Annotated in this window: 12 protein-coding genes and 1 pseudogene; 7 read left to right on the top strand and 6 right to left on the bottom strand. The window is 67.6% G+C overall.

Annotation, left to right across the window (positions count from 1 at the left end):
• The first annotated feature begins 542 nt into the window (after nt 1-542).
• On the top strand, nt 543-1,259 hold the full coding sequence (locus IBX22_RS12730; protein WP_194815469.1) for a spermidine synthase: 717 nt from the start codon (nt 543-545) through the stop codon (nt 1,257-1,259).
• Nucleotides 1,260-1,301: 42 nt separating this feature from the next.
• Here IBX22_RS12730 and IBX22_RS12725 read toward each other — a convergent pair whose 3' ends face one another.
• Entirely contained in the window at nt 1,302-7,412 is a 6,111-nt protein-coding gene (locus tag IBX22_RS12725) for a non-ribosomal peptide synthetase (RefSeq protein ID WP_194815468.1), read from the bottom strand.
• 363 nt (nt 7,413-7,775) lie between these two features.
• Between IBX22_RS12725 and IBX22_RS12720 the strand changes: the two genes are divergently transcribed.
• From IBX22_RS12720 to IBX22_RS12710, 3 genes are all read left to right on the top strand, one after another.
• Nucleotides 7,776-8,375 (top strand): hypothetical protein, encoded by a 600-nt coding sequence (locus tag IBX22_RS12720; RefSeq protein WP_194815467.1) that lies wholly within the window; start codon nt 7,776-7,778, stop codon nt 8,373-8,375.
• Nucleotides 8,376-8,442: 67 nt separating this feature from the next.
• Nucleotides 8,443-9,267: a bifunctional 2-polyprenyl-6-hydroxyphenol methylase/3-demethylubiquinol 3-O-methyltransferase UbiG gene (locus IBX22_RS12715; protein ID WP_194815466.1), complete on the top strand. Its 825-nt coding sequence runs from the start codon at nt 8,443-8,445 to the stop codon at nt 9,265-9,267.
• A 122-nt stretch (nt 9,268-9,389) separates the two neighbouring features.
• A complete protein-coding gene (locus IBX22_RS12710; RefSeq protein ID WP_194815465.1) occupies nt 9,390-10,820 on the top strand; it encodes a pyridoxal-dependent decarboxylase in 1,431 nt (476 codons plus the stop codon).
• Here IBX22_RS12710 and IBX22_RS12705 read toward each other — a convergent pair.
• Nucleotides 10,800-11,681, bottom strand: coding sequence for a hypothetical protein (locus IBX22_RS12705; RefSeq protein ID WP_194815464.1), 882 nt, complete (start codon nt 11,679-11,681; stop codon nt 10,800-10,802). The genes IBX22_RS12710 and IBX22_RS12705 overlap by 21 nt on opposite strands.
• 11 nt (nt 11,682-11,692) lie before the next feature.
• Nucleotides 11,693-12,223: a hypothetical protein gene (locus IBX22_RS12700; protein ID WP_194815463.1), complete on the bottom strand. Its 531-nt coding sequence runs from the start codon at nt 12,221-12,223 to the stop codon at nt 11,693-11,695.
• Between the two features lie 258 nt (nt 12,224-12,481).
• Here IBX22_RS12700 and IBX22_RS12695 point away from each other — a divergent pair, with 258 nt between their 5' ends.
• The gene (locus IBX22_RS12695) at nt 12,482-13,318 is read left to right on the top strand and encodes a hypothetical protein (protein ID WP_194815462.1); all 837 of its coding nucleotides are present in this window, start codon (nt 12,482-12,484) and stop codon (nt 13,316-13,318) included.
• Between the two features lie 8 nt (nt 13,319-13,326).
• Here the strand turns inward: IBX22_RS12695 and IBX22_RS12690 are convergent, their stop codons facing one another.
• Complete coding sequence (locus IBX22_RS12690; protein WP_194815461.1) at nt 13,327-14,490, bottom strand: alpha-hydroxy-acid oxidizing protein; 1,164 nt, start codon at nt 14,488-14,490, stop codon at nt 13,327-13,329.
• Between the two features lie 126 nt (nt 14,491-14,616).
• On the opposite strand from IBX22_RS12690, the pseudogene IBX22_RS12685 reads away from it, so the two are divergent.
• Together IBX22_RS12685 and IBX22_RS38530 are read left to right on the top strand one after the other, a co-directional pair.
• Nucleotides 14,617-15,279 (top strand): annotated as a pseudogene (locus tag IBX22_RS12685) (AsnC family transcriptional regulator); the annotation flags it as partial.
• Between the two features lie 95 nt (nt 15,280-15,374).
• Nucleotides 15,375-15,659: an Lrp/AsnC ligand binding domain-containing protein gene (locus IBX22_RS38530; RefSeq protein WP_375540237.1), complete on the top strand. Its 285-nt coding sequence runs from the start codon at nt 15,375-15,377 to the stop codon at nt 15,657-15,659.
• 86 nt (nt 15,660-15,745) lie between these two features.
• On the opposite strand, the gene IBX22_RS12680 is transcribed toward IBX22_RS38530, so the two are convergent.
• The gene (locus tag IBX22_RS12680) at nt 15,746-16,612 is read right to left on the bottom strand and encodes an MHYT domain-containing protein (protein ID WP_194815460.1); all 867 of its coding nucleotides are present in this window, start codon (nt 16,610-16,612) and stop codon (nt 15,746-15,748) included.
• Between the two features lie 16 nt (nt 16,613-16,628).
• A complete protein-coding gene (locus IBX22_RS12675) occupies nt 16,629-18,338 on the bottom strand; it encodes a hydrogenase maturation protein (RefSeq protein WP_194815459.1) in 1,710 nt (569 codons plus the stop codon).
• Nucleotides 18,339-18,381 lie beyond the last annotated feature (43 nt).

Below are 18,381 nucleotides of genomic sequence, written 5' to 3'. Positions count from 1 at the left end.
ACGGCTGCACCATGGTCACCGTCGATGTCGGCGTCGGCCCCGACGGCGTGCTTCGCCTCGTCGAGCTCGGCGGTGTGAACAGCTGGGGCATCTACGGATCCGACGTCACCGACTTTATCGCCGCGATGGAAGCCGAGGCCCTCGCCCGCGCGGACATGTAGAGCCGGATGTGCAGCCTGTTTCGCATGTCGAGCGGTCAAGATCATCCTCGTGGCGAGGCGAGTTCGGAACGCACGCTCATGCCGCATATCGCGCGTTCTCGGCTCGCCGCGGGACTGCCTTCACACGTGTAGCGCGCGGGCATCGAACGGGAAAGGGGTTGAACGGAGCGGTCTTGTTGGGCCTTACTCAGCTGACCGTCCGGACCGCCGCGTTCTGGCTGTCGCTAGTGCGACTCGAGTTTCGATCACGAGGGGTTGGGCAGGTGCTGACAGGTCATGGACGATGTGTTTCTGGCTGGAGCCGCTCTGGGGCACCGATTGCGGCTCCGATCTGCGGCCCAGCTGTGCGAGGTTCGGCTGTGTCCCCCTAGTGTCACTGCGATGAGCGCACGCTTCGAGGAACTCGGCTGGCAGCAGACTCCCATGGGCGAGATCAGTCTGCGCCGCCGATTCGAGCCGACGGCGCGAACCGATATCTACGAGGTCAAGCTCGGCGATGAGTACCTCATGTCGAGCCTGTTCACCGCCGCGGAGTGTGAGCTGGCGCGATTGGGACTGGCGCGCACGCCCGGCACGGACCTGGATATCGTCGTCGGCGGTCTCGGCCTGGGCTACACCGCACGAGAAGCTCTGCTCGACACCAGAGTTCGGACGCTGACCGTCATCGAATACACCGACGCGGTCATCGACTGGCATCGGCGTGACCTGCTCCCCGATACCGTCGGCCTCGCCGCCGACAGCCGGGTCGCTCTCGTCTGTGCGGACTTCTTCGCCGCCGCCGCGGGGACGACGGGGTTCGATCCGGAACGCCCGGGCCGAACCTACGACGCGGTCCTGCTCGACATCGACCATTCGCCACGCCACGTCCTGCACCACCCGCACACGGCCTTCTACACCGCTGACGGGCTACGGGTATTCGCCGAGCACATCACCGCGGGCGGCACCTTCGCCCTGTGGTCCGATGACGCACCCGACGACGAATTCCTCGCCGTCCTCGGCACCGTCTTCATCGATGTCGAGGCCGAACAGGTGTTCTTCGACAATCCACTCACACGGAGCCGGTCTGCCAACACCGTCTATCTTGCGACCCGACCCTGATAGCGGAGGGGAACTCCGGCCCGAACGCGGTGGACGCGGCGGCTACTTCCTCGGCGGCGGCGGAAAGAAGCCGGTCTCGATGAAGAAGTCGAAGTAGCGGGTGAGCACCGCGGCGTCGACACCGGGGACGTTCACCACGGGGACGGCGGGGACCTGCGCTGGTGCGGGGGCCTCGGTGTCCTCGGCCGCGGCATAGTTGGTGCTCAGAGCCGCTGCGCGGGACAGGGATTCGTCGCCGGAGCCGACTCGTTCCTCGGCGGCGGTGGTGAGTGCTTCGGGGAAGCGCTCGGGTTCCACCAGATCCAAGCGATAACCGCGCCGGCGGACCTCGTCCACGATCGCCCGCAGCGGAAGCGCGGTCTCCGAGGACACATCCAGCGCTGTCTCGCGCGCGTGCGGTTGCCGGGCGCAACGCACGATCGTCGCGGCGACGTGATCGACCGGCAGCATGGCGATTTCGGCGTCGGGGAGGTCGGGTGCCATGCCGGTGACGAGCATGGAACGCAGCATCGTCCACCAGGCGTCGTCGGTTCCGGCCGCGCCGGTACGAGAATCGCCGGTGATGAGTCCGGGACGGTAGATCGTGGCGGGTATGCCGCGCTGCGCGCCGGCACGGACGAGTTGCTCGGCGACCCATTTGGTCAGGACGTAACCGGGCAGGCCGGAGGGCAGGTCAGCGGTGGGCGGGGCGGAACTGGTCGACACGTAGTGGACCGGTTTGACCCGGGCCGTGGCGGCCAGGCGGAGTACCTCGGTGGTGCCGGCGACGTTCGCGGCGCGCATGCGGTCGTACGGCTCGAGATGGTTGACGAGCGCGCCGTTGTGGTAGATCTCGTCGGTTCGTTCGGCAAGCTCGAGGAAGCGCTGCGCGGTGAGGCCGAGGCGTGGTTGCGCGAGATCGCCTGGGATGGCGACGATTCGGGCTTCCTGCCCGGAGAAGTCGATCCGGTACCGCGCACCGGCGGCGAGAATGCGCGCATGAGCCGCGGTTTCGTTGTCGGCCCGGACCAGGCAGTAGATCGTTGCTGACGTCCGGTCGAGCAGCTCACGCAGCAGGAACGCACCGAGGAATCCGGTCGCGCCGGTGAGCAGGATTGCGCTGGGCGCTCCAGGGGGCGGGCAGGCGGGCGCGGTGATCGACTCGTCCAGCACGGTATCGGCCAGGGGGTCACTGCCGGTCGTCTCGGCCTTGCTGCTGCGAAGCGCGGTGGCGAGCTGATCGACCTGTGGGTAGGTGAACAACAGTCGCAACGGAACTCCGATACCGAGGCGCTCGGCCAACGCCGCCCGCACCCGCACCGCCGACAGTGAATTGCCGCCGAGGCTGAAGAAGTCGTCGTCGCGGCCGACCCTGTCGATACCCAGCACACTGGCGAAGACTTCGGCCACGATCTGTTCGTCGGTGGTGCTCGGCGCGCGGTACTCGCGGGCGGGCGGCTGCGGATCGGGCAAGGCGGCCCGGTCGAGCTTGCCTGTCGGACCGAGTGGGAACTCGGCCACGACGACCAGGTGTGCCGGAATCATGTAGACCGGCAGCCGCTTTCGCAACGAAGCCAGTACCTCGGCGGTGTCGATCGCGGCATCGGCGATGCTCACGTACCCGATCAACTGCGCACCGCGCACGGTGACGGCCGCACCTGTGACGGCCGAATCCGCGCGCAGGGCGGCTTCGATCTCACCCGGTTCGATCCGTTGCCCGCGCAACTTGAGCTGCACGTCGGTGCGACCGAGGTATTCCAGGTCGCCGGTTCGGTTGCGGCGCACCAGATCACCGGTGCGATACATCCGGGCACCGGTGGGGCCGTAAGGGTCGGCGACGAAACGCTCTGCGGTGCGGGCGGTTTCGTTCAGATACCCCCGAGTCAACTGTGCTCCCGACAGATACAGTTCGCCCGGCGTACCCGGCGGGACCGGATGCAGCCGTGCGTCGAGCACGTAGGCCCGGCAGTTCCAGTGCGGATGGCCGATCGGCACCGCGCCTGCGCCGATGTCGGTCACGTCCGCACCGGTGATGGACACCGTGGCCTCCGTTGGCCCGTACAGGTTGTGCAAGCGGGCTGGGCACGCAGCACTGAACCGCGCGATCGTCGCGGCAGGCAGCGGCTCTCCGCCCACCCACACCGCACGCAGCGAGGAAAGAGACTGCGGCGGAGCGGAATCCAGCAGCACCTGCAGAAGCGATGGCACGGACGCCATCGTCGTCACTCGATGCCGGGCAATCAGTTGAGCCAGCTGCTCAGGATCCGTGCGCTCCTCGGCGGAGGCGAGCACCAGATGCGCGCCGACACTCAGCGGCGCGGCATAGCCGATCAGCGACGCATCGAAGGTGAACGGGACTGACTGCAGGTAGGTATCGGTCTCGGCCAGTTGGTATTCCGCGGTGAAGAAGGCGGCCTGATTCACGATCGCCCCGTGCGGTACGCCCACGCCCTTGGGGCGCCCGGTCGACCCGGATGTGAAGATCACATAGGCAAGGTCCTGCTCGCGCAGAGGGCGCAATCGATCCGCGTGGGTGAGTGGAGCATCCGAAAATGTGGACAGGGCAGTGGAATTCGCCAGGTTGTCGATCCGGAGAACGGGCCGGGTATGGATCTTGGCCCCGGCCGTCAGGACGCAGATCGGATCCGCGGTGGCGAGGATGTCGGCGATGCGCGCGGCGGGCTGGCCGGGATCGATAGGTACGTACGCGGCACCGGCCTGCACGATCGCGTACATACCGACCACCGACTCCAGGGTCGGAGGCATGGCGAGGCCCACGGTCGCGCCAGGACCCACGCCCATGCTGATCAGCTTGCGGGCCAGGCGGTTGACCCGCGCGGCCAGCTCCCCGTAGGTGACCGAGCCGTCCGCACAGCTCACGGCGACCGCAGCGGGGGAGCGCTGGGCCTGCGCGGCGAAACCGTCGAGCAGCAACCGGTGGGGCAGCGGACGCTGTGGTCCAGCCGCCGAGCTCAGCTGGGCGGCCTGCTCCTGCTGGTCGAGGATGGGCAGATCCCCGATGGGCAACTGCGGTTGCGCTACGGCCGTGCTCAGCAAGTCGATCAGTCGCCGGCCCAGGGCATCGACCGTGGCCGGGTCGAACAGATCCGTCGCATACCGCCAGGAACAGGACAGGCCCGCCGCGGAATCCTGGTGTGGCACAACGGTCAATTGCAGATCGACGGGGCTGACCGCGGCCCCGAGCTCGATCGGCGTGATGGTCAACTCCGGCAGGCGTAGGGCCTCGCTCTGGAAGTTCTGGAACGCCAGCACCACCTGGAACAGCGGATGATGCGCCTGGCTGCGGGGCGGGTCGAGTTCGGCGACCAGCCGCTCGAACGGAATATCGGCATGTGCGAATGCGCCCAGGTCGGTCTCCCGCACCCGATCGACCAGCTCGGCGAAACTCTCCGAACCAGCCGTGTGGGTGCGCAAGACCAGGGTGTTGACGAACATGCCGACCAGCGCGTCCAGCTCCGGCTCGCCGCGACCGGCCACAGGTGTCCCGATCGCGATGTCCGTGGTGCCCGAGAGTCGGGCCAGCAGCACCGCCAGCGCCGCATGCACCACCATGAACAGTGTGGCGTCGCGGTCCTTCGCGAATTGTTCGAGGGCGCAACGCAGGTCGGCATCGAGGTGGAAGCTGTGGACCGCACCGCGATTGCTTGCCACCGGGGGCCGCGGCCGATCGGCCGGAAGTTCGAGGGCGGCCGGCAGCCCCGACAGCGTCTGGCCCCAGTACCGCAGCTGTTCGGCCAGCAGCGACTCCGGATCGGTTGCCGCACCGAGTGTTTCGCGTTGCCAGATCGCGAAATCGGCGTACTGCACCGGAAGTGGTGTCCACTCCGGAGCCTGGTTCTGCGTGCGAGCCTGATAGGCGAGCATCAGATCGCGAGTCAGGGGAGCCAGGGAAGACCCATCCGCCGCGAGGTGATGGATTACCAGTGCCAGCACGAACTCGTCGGCATCGAGCCGGAACAGCCTGGCGCGCAATGGCACCTCCGCGGTCACGTCGAATCCCGCGCTCATGAACTCGGACACTTCCCGGTGCAGCGCCGTGTCCGCGATATCGGCTGGAGCCAGATCCACCCGCACCTGCTCGGCGGGCAGGATGTGCTGATAGCCGCTTCCGTCGTGTTCGGGGTAGATCGTGCGCAGCGCTTCGTGCCGTTCCAGCACATCGCGCATCGCGGCGGTGAGGGCGTCGACGCGCAGACTGCCGGAAAGGCGTAGTGCGATCGGGATATTGTGTGCGGCCGACGCCGGATCCAAGCGCGCCAGGAACCACATCCGCTGCTGCGCCAGCGACAGCGGCACATGCTCGCCACGCGCCCGGGCCGTCAACGGCAGCTGCCGCGAGGTGGTGGTCGTGAGTTCGTCCACGGCCGCCGCCAACTCCGTGACGGTGGGATGATCGAAGACGGTCCGCGCCGCTACCTGGATCTGCAGTGCGGTACGTAAGCGTCCCGCCACCCGCGTCGCCAGCAGCGAATTGCCGCCCAGTTCGAAGAAGTCGTCATCGGCGCTCACCCGGGTGGCGCCGAGGAGATCCGTGAAGATCTCGGTCACGGTCCGCTCGGTCGCCGTCACCGGTTCCCGATACGGTCGCGCGGCCGGAACCGGCGCCGGCAGCGCCGCATAATCCAGCTTGCCCACCGGGGTCAGCGGAATAGTGTCGATCGCCACGACCGCCGTGGGCACCGCATGCCGCGGCAGCAGCCGGCGGGCACGCGCCATCAAGGGCTCGGCATCGAACTCCGAGCCCGGTGCGGGCACCACATACGACACGAGCGCATCCGCGCCGCTGGGCATCCGCCGCACCACCGTGGCGGCGAACGCGACCGAATTCGCTTCTGCCAGCACCGCATCGATCTCGCCGAGCTCCACCCGGAAGCCGCGAATCTTGACTTGTGAGTCGGTGCGCCCAAGGAATTGCAATTGCGGTGTGCCATCGCTCCCGGTGATCCATCGGACCAAATCCCCGGTGCGATAAAGTCTTTCACCACTACCGTCGGGATGGGCGATGAATCGCGCCGCTGTCAGCCCGGCACGATCGTGATAGCCGCGAGCCAATCCAGGCCCTGCCAAATACAATTCACCCGCCACCCGATCCGGAACCGGCGACAACCGGGCGTCGAGCACGGCCGCCGCCATACCCGCGACAGGTCGGCCGATCGTGACGATATCGTCCGGATGCAGTTCCCCGCTGATCGTGGCCGCTACGGTGGTCTCGGTCGGCCCATACAAATTGAAGAACGACCGCCCGGGCGCCCAGCGCGCCACCAGTTCCGCCGGACACGCCTCACCCCCCGCGACCACCGTGCGCAGCTCGGGCAGGTTCGTCTCCTCGAGTCCCGCCAGCGCCGCCGGGGTGATGAAGGCGTGCGTCACACGCTCGTCCCGCAGCAGTTCTGTGAGCTCGGCTCCACCATAGATATCGGGCGGGACGACGACCATCGTCGCGCCGGCGCCGATCGCGAGCAACAGCTCCAAGATCGACGCATCGAAGCTCGGCGAGGCGAAATGCAAGGTCCGCGCCGCCGCGGTCACCCCGAACCGCCGGGCCTGCTCGGCGCACAATCCGGACAGACCGGCGTGCGTCACGGCCACGCCCTTCGGCAGCCCGGTCGACCCGGAGGTATAGATCACATAGGCGACATCCTCGCCATACAGCCGTCGAACCCGTTCACCGAAATGCACCGGTTCGGCCGAGGCCCGCGCCAGCGCGGCGGCGCACTCGGCCGAGTCGATCTCGAGCCAGTCCAGGTCCGCACCCGCATCCGTTCGAACCGTCGAGACCGTCAACCCGGACGTGGCACCGCAGTCGCCGATCATGTGCGCGACTCGCTCCGCCGGGTACTGCGGATCCACCGGCACGAATGCCGCACCCGTCTGTGCCACGGCCCACATCGCGACCACCGACTCGATCGATCGCGGCAACGCCAGCACCACCCGGTCGCCGGGCCCCACCCCGCGCTCGATCAGCACCCGCGCCAGCCGTGCCGACTGCGCACCGAGCTCTCGATAGGTCAGTTCCCGCCCGGCAAACCGGACCGCACACGCCTCCGGGTCGAGGCCGGCCGCCGTCTCCAGCAGCTGCGGCAAAGTGCGAAGCCGCGATGGACCAACGCGCGCCGCGCGAGCACGGCGGACCGCGAGAATATCGGCAGCCACCGGCCTACACCCTTCGAGTTTTGATCTGTCTATGTCTCCAACGAGACTATCAGGGCAACCATTCAGCTATTTCTCAGACTGCGTCGGTTGAATTGGTTGGCGCTACTCCTGGCCAGTATGGCTGATATTTGAATGCGATTGTGGTGGTGTTTAATTCGCGGACATGGCTGGAAACCTCGGTTTCGGGGGTCCGGAGAGTCTTTGTGGCCCAGCATGAGCTGCGCCACCTGAAACGTTCGCCCATCGAATCCGACAATTCGCTGCTTGCTACCGCTAGATTCTCAGTGCACCGGTGATATCGCCCCGGCGTGAATGTCGGATCGACGAGGTATGTATCGCTCACCAATATTAAAGGAGTGGTTCATGAATACGAGGTTCGCGGTCGCTGCTCTCACTGCCATCGGGGTCGCCGCAGGTCTGTTGTCGGCCGCGCCGGCGCAGGCCGAGCCGGTGGTGGACGGCCGGTCGGTGGTGGCCGACGCGCTGCATGGTGTCGATCAGGGGGTCGCCTACAGCGTGCAGGCCTCACCTGACGCGGCCTCGCTGGTCACCACCGTTTCCGGTGGGGCCTTCAGCCTCGACATCGACCGGTCGGCTGTCGTGCTGCGCAGCGATGCCGGAGAACCGATTGTCACCATCCCGCTGTCGGTTACGGCTGACGGCCAGCGGTTCTCCCTCACTGCCGCCATCGCCGACGACGGGCGCCGGCTCACTCTGGCCGCCACCACCCCGGTCCTGCGCCGGGAGAACTTCATCTCCTCGATCGACTGGTGGAATTACGAATTCAACCGCGCGCTGCCCTGCGCCGGCATCGGCGCCGCGATCGGCGCCGGTATCGGACTCATCTTCCTCATCGTCGGCGTCCTCCCCGGTGCGATCATCGGCGCGGTCGTCGGTGAAATCTATTGCGGTGGACAGGATCTGATCGACTCGGGCTACGCGTACTGGGGCGGCCAGCCCTAACCGCACGCCGGGCCTGCTGCCGACAATTCGCGCGCCGGCCAGCAGGCCTCGTGCCAGAGTGGCAAAGGTGACCGACGACTATCGCGTTCTGAACAAAGCCAATTGGGATGAGCGAGCACCGGCGCATGCCGCATCCCCCGACTACGACCTCCACCGCTACCTCACCGAACCGGACTTCATCGGCGAGGTGGTGCGCTTCGACCAACCGTTGCTCGGGGACGTGCGTGGGCTACGCGTAGTGCATCTGCAATGTCACATCGGCACGGACACGCTCTCGCTGGCCCGGCTCGGCGCGAACGTGACCGGGCTGGACTTCTCCTCCGCATCGCTGGTGCAGGCCCGGCAGCTAGCCGAGCGCACCGGCGCGGCAATCGAATTCGTGGAGGCCGATGTCTACGATGCCGAATCCGTGCTCGGCGCCGGACAGTTCGATCTGGTGTTCACCGGAATCGGCGCGCTGTGCTGGCTGCCGAGCATACGGCGCTGGGCCGAGACCGTCGCGGGGCTGCTGCGCCCGGGTGGACGGCTGTTCCTCCGCGAAGGTCATCCGATGCTGTGGGCGACCGACGAAAAGCACACGGACCGTCTGGTTCTCGGCTATCCATACTTCGAACTGCCCGAGCCGATGGTGTTCGCGGACGAGGGCACCTACGTCGAAACCGATGCCGAGTTCACTGCCACCACCACCCACGAGTGGAACCACGGTCTCGGCGAGATCGTGACAGCGGTGCTCGACGCGGGCCTGACCCTGACAGGACTCACCGAGCACACCAGCGTCCCGTGGAATGCACTGCCAGGGCAGATGTTTCGCGAACCCAGCGGCGAGTGGCGGCTCTCGGAGCATCCGGAACGCCTGCCGCTCAGCTATACGCTGCAAGCGGGCAAGTTCTGAAGCGAAGCTGATGGGCTCTGCCGCAGCGCCCGGCTCCCGGTTTTACGCCGCCCGCGGCGGTAGGGTGCCGGAGCATGGACGGTCGTAGCCCGGACGCTCCGGATGGATCCGTACCACCGCACATGACCAGCGAAGAGTTTCGCAATCATGGCCGGGCGGTGGTGGATTGGATCGCCGATTACTGGGATCGAGTGGAGTCGCTGCCGGTGCTGTCGCGGGCGACTCCGGGAGAGGTGCGGGCGCAACTGCCGCCGCACGCGCCGGAAACCGGTGAGCCGTTCGCGGCGCTTCTCGACGACCTGGATGCCATTGTCGTTCCGGGACTGACGCATTGGCAACACCCGGGATTCTTCGCCTACTACCCCGCGAACACGTCGGGTCCGGCTGTGCTCGGGGAATTGCTGGCCGCCGGACTCGGCGTGCAGGGCATGCTGTGGCAGACCAGCCCCGCCTGCACCGAGGTCGAACAGCATGTCCTGGATTGGCTCGCCGAATTGCTCGGGCTGCCGGGCAAGTTCACTTTCGCGGGCAACGGTGGTGGAGTCATCCAGGACACCGCGTCGAGCGCGATCCTGGTCGCGCTGCTCGCGGCGTTGCACCGGGTGTCGGCGGGGCAGGTCGGACGCGCGGGCATCGAGCACGATCGCTACGTGGTCTACGCCTCCGCAGATGCGAACTCCGCCTTCGAGAAAGCCGCTCGCATAACCGGACTCGGCACATCGGCGGTGCGGCTCATCCAGACCGATGGCGCGATGGCGATGGATCCCGTCGCGTTGCGCGAAGCGATGGCAAATGATGTCGCCGCGGGCCGGACCCCGGTAATGGTGATGGCCACCGTCGGAACCACCTCGACCAGTGCCGTGGACCCAGTAGATCGAATCGGGCCGATCTGCCGCGAGTTCGGGGCCTGGCTGCACGTCGACGCCGCCTACGCCGGAGTGGCCGCGGTGTGCCCCGAACTGCGCTGGATCCACGCCGGAGTCGCCGACTACGCCGACTCGTATTCGACCAACCCGCACAAGTGGCTGCTCACCGCATTCGATTGTGACGCTTGCTATGTCACCGATCGGCAGCATCTGATCGGTGCGCTTTCGGTGCTACCGGAGTATCTGCGCAACGATGCGAGCGCCTCCGGAACGGTGGTGGACTACCGAGATTGGCAGGTGCCGCTGGGACGGCGGTTCCGCGCGCTGAAGTTGTGGGCGGTGATCCGGTGGTACGGCGCGGAAGGGTTGCGTGCGCACATCCGGCACAGTGTCGCGCTCGCCGCGGAGTTCGCCGGGAAGGTAGCCGCGGACGACCGCTTCGAACTGATGGCGCCACGGCCACTGTCGCTGGTGTGCTTGCGGCTGCGCGGGACTGATGAGATCAACCGGAAGCTGCTGGAGAAGCTCAACAATTCCGGGCAAATCTATCTGTCGCACACCAAGGTTCGGGGTGCATACACGCTGCGAATGGCCATCGGCGGTACCGCGACGCGGGTCGAGCACGTGCGTGCCGCATGGGAGTTGATCGATCGCACCGCCACCGACCTACTCGCCCGGACCGAGTAGCCGTAGCCGCTGCTGCGCGAGGTCGTGCAGCACGGCGGCAGCGGCGGGTTGATGACGGACGATGGCGGTGCGCAAGCTGGGGCCTTCGCCGCCGACGAAGCGGTCGCACACGCCTTCATGCGCGGAGTAGGCGGCGGCGAGCCCGTCGCGCAGCTGGTCGGAGAGCCCGCGCAACGCGGGCTCGCCCGCGTAGGGCCGCCAGTCATGAAGCGCGGCGACGAGCATCCGATGGTCGACCGACAGCAGGCCGCTGAAACCTGCTGAGAGGTGCGGGGGAGCCATTCGCGGGCGGACGGACTCCTGATATTCGGTGCGGCTGAAGTTACCCGTGATACGCAAAGCTGTTGCACTGCAACGGAACAGCGTCGCAGTGGTGTTCACGTTGACGGCCGCGGCCGCGAGGTCGCCGATCTGGACCTGCCGGATCGTATGGCGCAGACCAACTGTCGCGGCCTGGGTAAGTACCGCGAACAGGCGGTGGCCGTTGATCCACCACTCCAGCCCGGTCCACGCCGGTGCGGGTTGCTCTGTTGCCGTGCGGCGCAGCTCGGGAAATTCCGCAGCCAGGCCGTCCAAAGCATCCGCCGCCACGCGATCGGATGCTGTTGTGGCCAACTGAGATACGACGGAGCGGTACACGCGGTCCGCCGCGGCGCGCCACAACAGCCCGGCATCTGCGGGCTCGCGCCGGATGCCGAAGAACGCATCGTGTTCGGTCTCGCCAGGCGACATGGTCGGCAGCCTTCGGTTGCCCGAGCCGGACCCGGCGCGAAGCCCGGCGAGGTCATCGGGCAGGTTCCGCGGGTGGGCCAGCGCCATGATCTCCCCGGCCGGGTGGCGGCTCTCCGGTAGCCGGGTCACCGCCGGACGGCTCAACGCAGCGTGAAGGTGCCGGCGAGGTCGGCCTTGTTCTCGCCGGGGCAGGTGTCGTCCGCGAACTTCACGGTGTTGTTGTCCTCCGCGAAGTGGTCCGCGAAGGTCCCGCTCACGATATAGATCGGGAAAATGCCAGGGCCCGAGCCCTCGTCCTTGGACTGATCGGTTTCGCCCTGGCGGAACTCGCTGGTGCTGCCGTCGGACCAGGTGATCGTTCCGGTGCCCTTGTGCTCGGTGACCTCGCCCTCGCAGCCCGCGTTCTCGGTTCCCTTCGCCGACAGTTTCACCGGCGTCGGCGTGGCGGCACCGGTGCACTCGCTGAAATCGATCTCGGCGGTCCACTCCACGGTGGCGGGCTGGTCGGCCAGCCCGGGCTCCGCCCAGGTGACAGTGCCGGTTTCCTTGCAGGTGAGCAGCGCGTCGGCGTCGGCCGGTGCGGCCGCGGAGGTGGACGCGGCGAGGGCCGCGCCGCCCATGGTCGCGCTGACAAGCACTGCGACGCAGGCCAGACGGAAACGGGTATCCATGAGACATCCCTTCGATCGTCTTCGGTGCCGTTCGGTCGAGCTGACGCTAAGCCGCGGGGCGGGCCGGATATCGCTGTCCGGTCCGCGCGGCGAGTCTGAATCCGCAGGTCAGGCACTGTTCAGTGCAATCACTCGACGCGGCGCGGCAGACGCCGCATGGGTTCGGACCGTTGATTCTTGTGCGGGTGTCGTGAACGCGAGCGATGATGAGGCCGACTACATCCGGTAGTGCTCGACTGTCGAGAGCTCAGGTACGGCATGGGGATATCTCATTGGCGTGGCGGCGTTTTCAGCCTGGTGCTGGCGCTGGCGGGCTTCGGTGTCACGCTGACCTCGGCGCATCGAGCGAGCCCGCTGTGGCAGGTGTGGGCAGCGCTTGCTGTGAGTCTCTGTGCGGCAGCGGGTTTGGTTGCTGTGTACGGCTGGGCTGTGTGGCGAGAGCTGTCGCGGGGGCAGCGCCTCCGGTGGCGTGACACGGTGATCCCGACGCTGCTGATCGGGGTCGGCGTGGTCGTGGTGCTGGCGGCCGGAGAACTGCTCGCGCCGCGGCCCGGGAGTGGTTGGCGCGGTGATGTATTGGTGGGGCTGGCTTTCGCGGGTGGGGGTTGGGCAGGAGCCGCGATGCTGGGCGTCAGGAGCGTGGTGCTGAACCGGCCGGTTCCGGATGCCGGTGTGAGTGCGCTGGAGGACGCCGTGGTGGAGTTGATGGCGTTGCGGCGGCGGTTGCAAGGGTTGCTGTCGGCCCTCGGGTCGCTGGTCGCACTGTCCACCTTGGCGCTCGGAGCCGGAGTGCTGATGGGCAAGAGCCAGCCGCGGGAACTGGTGGTGGTGTTCGGCGCGGCCGGGTCGGCACTGGTCGCGCTGTTCTACGCCCCCGGCAGCTGGGCGATTCGGGCGCAGGGCGGCCGGCTCGTGCAGGCGATCTTCGCCACCGGTACGCCCGGCGACGCGGACGAGGTCGTGGATCGGCTCGAAAAGCGCTCCAAGCTCGAACAATTGGTAGGCGTAGACCGCACGTTGTTCGCGGACTTGCAGGCCGCCCTGCCTGTCCTGGGTCCGCTCATCGCCGGTGCTGCGGTGTTCCTGCCGAAATGAGTACGGGGTTACGCGTGTACGGCGCGAAGTGCTTCGGGCGTCAGATCTTTCAGCGTGGGATACCCGTCCACCGCCATGATCAGGTCGGCCTCGGCCAGTAGCGACCGCAGCACATGCACGATGCCGTCGACCCCGCCGAGCGCGGCGCCGTACACGTATGGCCGGCCGATTCCCACCGCCGTCGCACCCAGCGCGAGCGCCTTGACGATGTCGGCGCCACTGCGGATCCCCGAGTCGAACAGGACCGGCACACCGTCCGCCGCGGCCACGATCTCGGGCAGCACATCGAGGGCGGGCAGGCCGCCGTTCGCTTGGCGCCCACCATGATTCGAGCAGTAGATGCCGTCGACCCCGCCGTCGATCGCGCGCCGCGCGTCATCGGGATGGCAGATGCCTTTGACGAGCAACGGCAGATCGGTGAGCGACCGCAGCCACGGCAGGTCCGCCCAGGTGAGTGGATTGCCGAAGAGCTGGATCCAGCGCAGGATCGCGGCCTGCGGATCCTGCTCCGGGGTTTGCGCAAGCCCAGCCAGGAAGACCGGATCGGTGAAGTAGTTTGCCAGGCAGTGGCCGCGTAGCTGCGGGAAGTTGCTGGTGGACAGATCCCGGGGGCGCCACCCGGTGATCCAGGTGTCGAGGGTGACCACGATGGCCTGGTATCCGGCCTGTTCGGCGCGCTGTACGAGGCTGGCTGCGAGGTCACGGTCGGTTGGCGTGTAGAGCTGGAAAAAGCCTGGAGTATCACCGAATTCGGCGGCCACCTGCTCCAGCGGATCCACCGTCAGGGTCGAGGCGACCATCGGAACGCCGGTGCGAGCGGCGGCCCGGGCGGTCGCCAGATCACCGTGCCCGTCCGGCGTGCACAGGCCGATGACACCGACCGGAGCCAGGAAAACCGGTGTGGGCAAGGACATTCCGAACAGATCGACGGACAGGTCGCGTTCCTTCGCGCCGACGAACATGCGCGGCACCAGCCCCCAGCGGTCGAACGCGGTGACGTTGGCGTCCTGGGTGCGCTCGTCGCCCGCGCCGCCGGCCACATAGGACCAGATCGACGGCGGCAGCGCGGCTTGCGCCCGCTCGCGCAGTTCGGCGTATTTCATGGGCAACGTGGGCACCACCCCGCCCAGCCCACGGAAATAGATCTCGTTCTGATAGTCGCCGAACGCCATCGCTACGGCCTCTCTGGGCTGGGTCTATTCAACAGGACAGATGCACTGATTGATACCAAGCTAGAGTGCAATATCTAATGCCGACTAGGCCCAACACGCAGGATATGTAACAAGGGATTGCTTATTGTGCAGGAAAGCTACGATCTGCTGACCGAGGATGAACTCGCGCTCATTCACGCCTTGCAGCTGCGGCCGCGCGCTTCCTGGGCCGAGCTCGGGCACGCGCTCGGCGTCGACCCGGTGACCGTTGCGCGCCGCTGGCAGCGCCTGGCGGGCCGCGGCGCTGCCTGGGTGGGTGTCTCGCCCGGTCCGCGCCTGTTCGACCAGGTCTGCCTGGCCTACCTCCGAATCGATTGCGTGGCAGGGCAAGTCGGGTCGGTAGTCGAAGAGCTGGCCAAGCATCCGCACCTGGTGACCTTGGAACGCGCCGCCGGACCGCACCACATCCTGGCGACCGCCGGCGCGGCCGATCTGGCGGCCATGTCCCGCTACACCCTCGATGTGCTGCCCGCGCTCCCGCATGTCACCGCGGTCCGCGCGGACCTGATCACCCACATGTTCACCGAGGGCGGGGACTGGCGCATCGACGCCCTCGACCCGGAGCAGCGCACCCGCCTGGCTGCCCCCGCCGCGCAACCACCGTCGAAGCGGGACCGCAGCCGCCTAACCGACCAGGACCGCGCCCTGCTCGACGCGCTGGCGCACGACGGCCGCGCCTCCTACTCCGCGCTCGCGGCCCAACTCGGCACCGGCACCGCCGTCGTCAAACGCCGCCTCGAGGAACTGACCCGGCTCGGGCTGTTTCGTTTCCGCTGCGACTTCGCCCGGCCGCTCGGCGGCTGGCCCGTGGCTGTGACATTTTGGGCTACCGCGCCCGCTGACCACTGCGGAACATCGGCCACGCTCTCGTCGAGCTCCCGGAGGTCCGCAACTGTGCCGCGATCACCGGCGCGCACAACCTGCTCCTGCAGGCCAGTCTGCACTCGGTCGCCGATGTGCTGCGGTTCGAAACCCACCTCACCGCAGAGCATCCTGAACTCACCATCGGCGAACGCGTCGTGACCCTGCGGCACGACAAACTGCTCGGCTGTGTACTCGATCCGCAAGGCTGTGCTGTTTCAGTAGTCGCACCTGATATCTGGAGCGAGCCGCGGGCTCGGCACGACTGATCGGGGCCAGCCGCTGCTTCTACCGTCAGCAGCCGCAGCTGCCAGTCGAAATCGGTTCCGCGGGGCCGATATTCGGGTGAACCGGGCTACCGTCGGCTGAGCTCCCGGCGGTGCGCCGGTTGCCGCAAACCCCAGTCGGCAGCCTGGCGGTCGCGCACCTCGTCGGTAGTCGGCCAGTGCGTCGACGGCTCACGCGGCTCGCGGTCCAGGCGTTCGTCGCGGGTGCTGCGCTCGTCGATCTCGGCGAAGCCGACCATGATGACCAGCATCATCAGCACCAGGGTGACGGTGACGATGAGCGGGGTGAGGAGCTGGGTGGGCGCGACGCCGCTGTCCGGTGCCACGGCGGCGTGGTGGGCGCTGTGTGCCGCGTGCATGGAATACATTCCGGTGTAATGCATTCCGCACACCGCCAAGCCCATGATGGTGGCCGCGCCGACGGTGGCGAGCAGGCCGCGCACGTGCAACATGAACCACAGCGCGGCGGTCGCGGCGACCACCGCGATGAGGATCGACAGCGCCACCGTGCCGAGCGTGTACTCCATGTCCATGCCGGTCTTCATGGCGAACATGCCCAGGTAGTGCATGGCGGCCACGCCGAGGCCGGTGATCGCGCCGCCGATCGGCAGCGCCACGATCTCGCGCCGGCCGCGCACCACGATGGACAGTCCGATCCACACGAACACGATCGCGATGGCCGCGCTGAGCAGCGTCACCGGGACGTCGTAACGGATGGTGGCGCCGGGGATGGAGAAGCCCAGCATGGCGGTGAAGTGCATGACCCAGATGCCTGCGCCGCCAAGGGAGATGGCGGCCGCGATGAGCCAGCCGACCGGCCATTCGGCGAGCCGGGCGTGCGAGGTACAGCGCAGGCCGAGCAGCGAGCCGAGGACCGAGATGAAGAAGGCCACGACCGGCGTGATCCAGCCGTAGCTGAAGTGATCGAATTCCATTGGTGCTCCGTTGTTTTCAGCCGAGCAGATGCGACGGGGTCGCGGTCGCGCAGACCTTGTGGACGAAGTTCTGCCGTAGCTGGTGGTACGGCGAACCGGGAGCGAAGTTCGCGCTCATCCGTGCGAGCTCCTCGGCGCGGTAGGCGGCGAGCGGCTTGACGGCCTCGTCCGCGGCGAGGCGGCGCTTCTTCTCCACCAGCCGCTCCGCCAGTTCCGGCGAATCGGCAAGCGCCGCAGCCTCGGTGCGGACCCACGCCCAGAAAGCCGCCGGGCTGCCCGGGATTACCTGATCGACCAGGCCGAGGGCGCGGGCGGCGCGCGCGCCCACCGGAAGTGTTTGCTGGGTAAGACGTTCCGCGGTCTGCGCGCCGACCCGGCGCGGCAGCGTGTAGGTCCAGTACTCCGACCCGTAGAGGCCCATCAGCTGGTAATGCGGGTTCAGGACGGCGGATTCGCGGCACCACACCTCGTCGGCGGCCAGCGCCAGCATAATGCCACCGGCCGCGGCATTGCCCGGCAACGCCGAGATCACCAGTTTGTCGGTGGTGGTGAGGATGGCCTCGACCAGGTCGTCCATCGCGTTGATATTGCGCCAGGACTCCGCGCCCGGATCGGCGGCGGCCTCGATCACGTTGAGGTGGATGCCATTCGAGAAGAAGTCCCGTTCCGGACCCAGCACCAGCACATTGATCGGGCGGGTGCGGGCCTGCTCGTAGGCGTAGAGCAGGCGGCGGCACTGGCCGGTGCTCATCGCGCCGCCGGCGAAGGCGAACTCCAGATAGCCGACCGAGCCGTATTTTCCGGCCGCCCCGGCGACTTCGCGGTAGCGGATTTCCGACCAGGTGTCGCGGGTGGCGGCCGCGGCGGGGGAGACCGGGACTTCCGGGACGCTGGGTAGGAGCTCACCGAGGACATCGGTCGCGGGCTGTTTGAAGGTCGGGGGTCCATCCGGCGCCCGCCGGGCCCGCAGTTGGGGCAGCCAGACCGCGCCGTCGACGGTGGCCCGGCAGATGGCGCCGTCGCGGGTAGCGATGACGGTGCCGGGCTCGCCGCGCAGCTGATCCTCGTTGTGCCCGCCGTGCAGGAAGAACTCGCGGCCGAACAGTTCGTCGAGCACGCCGGGCTGGGAGTCGGCGGCCCGCAGTTTGCGCAGCACGGTGGCGGTGTCGTCGATGTCCCAGTCGATGCGCCGGTGTTGCTGCACGTGGTAGGGGCGCAGCTTGCCCTTCACGTCGCGGCGGCTGTAGTCCAATGGCTCCGGCTCGAATTGGCCGGCTTCGAAGCGTTCCACTGCCAGCAGCACCGCGGTCAGGGCGGCATCGGCGACCTCGTTGCGGTACAGCGCGCTCTTGCCGACCGGCGTCACCGCGAACGGCACCGACGCCCAGATCGGACCGGCATCCATCTCCGCGACGGCTTGCAAGACGGTCACGCCCCAGCTCGGGGCGGCTTCGGAAATCGCCCAGTCCAGCGACGATGGTCCCCGGTCGCCCTTGGGGCCCGGGTGCACGATGAGCACGGTGTGCGCGGTCCAGATGTCTTCCGGGATCGCCCTGGTCAGCATCGGCGCGAGGATCAGGTCGGGTCCGAAGCGTGCGACCCCTGCGCGGAGTGGTTCGTCACCTAACGCCAGCTCGACCCCGACATGGTGTCCACGGTCCCGTAATTCGGTGTGGACGCGCTGCGTGAGGCTGTTGAACGCGCTGGCGACCAGCAGGATGCGCAAGGTTTACTCCATCAGGCGGATATCTGCGACACGGGTGGTGGCG

It is taken from the genome of Nocardia sp. XZ_19_385 (assembly GCF_015355755.1).
In the GTDB taxonomy this organism is placed as follows: Bacteria; Actinomycetota; Actinomycetes; order Mycobacteriales; family Mycobacteriaceae; genus Nocardia.
The sequence above is the reverse complement of the archived record's forward strand: the minus strand, read 5'-3'. Positions and strand labels throughout refer to the sequence as shown.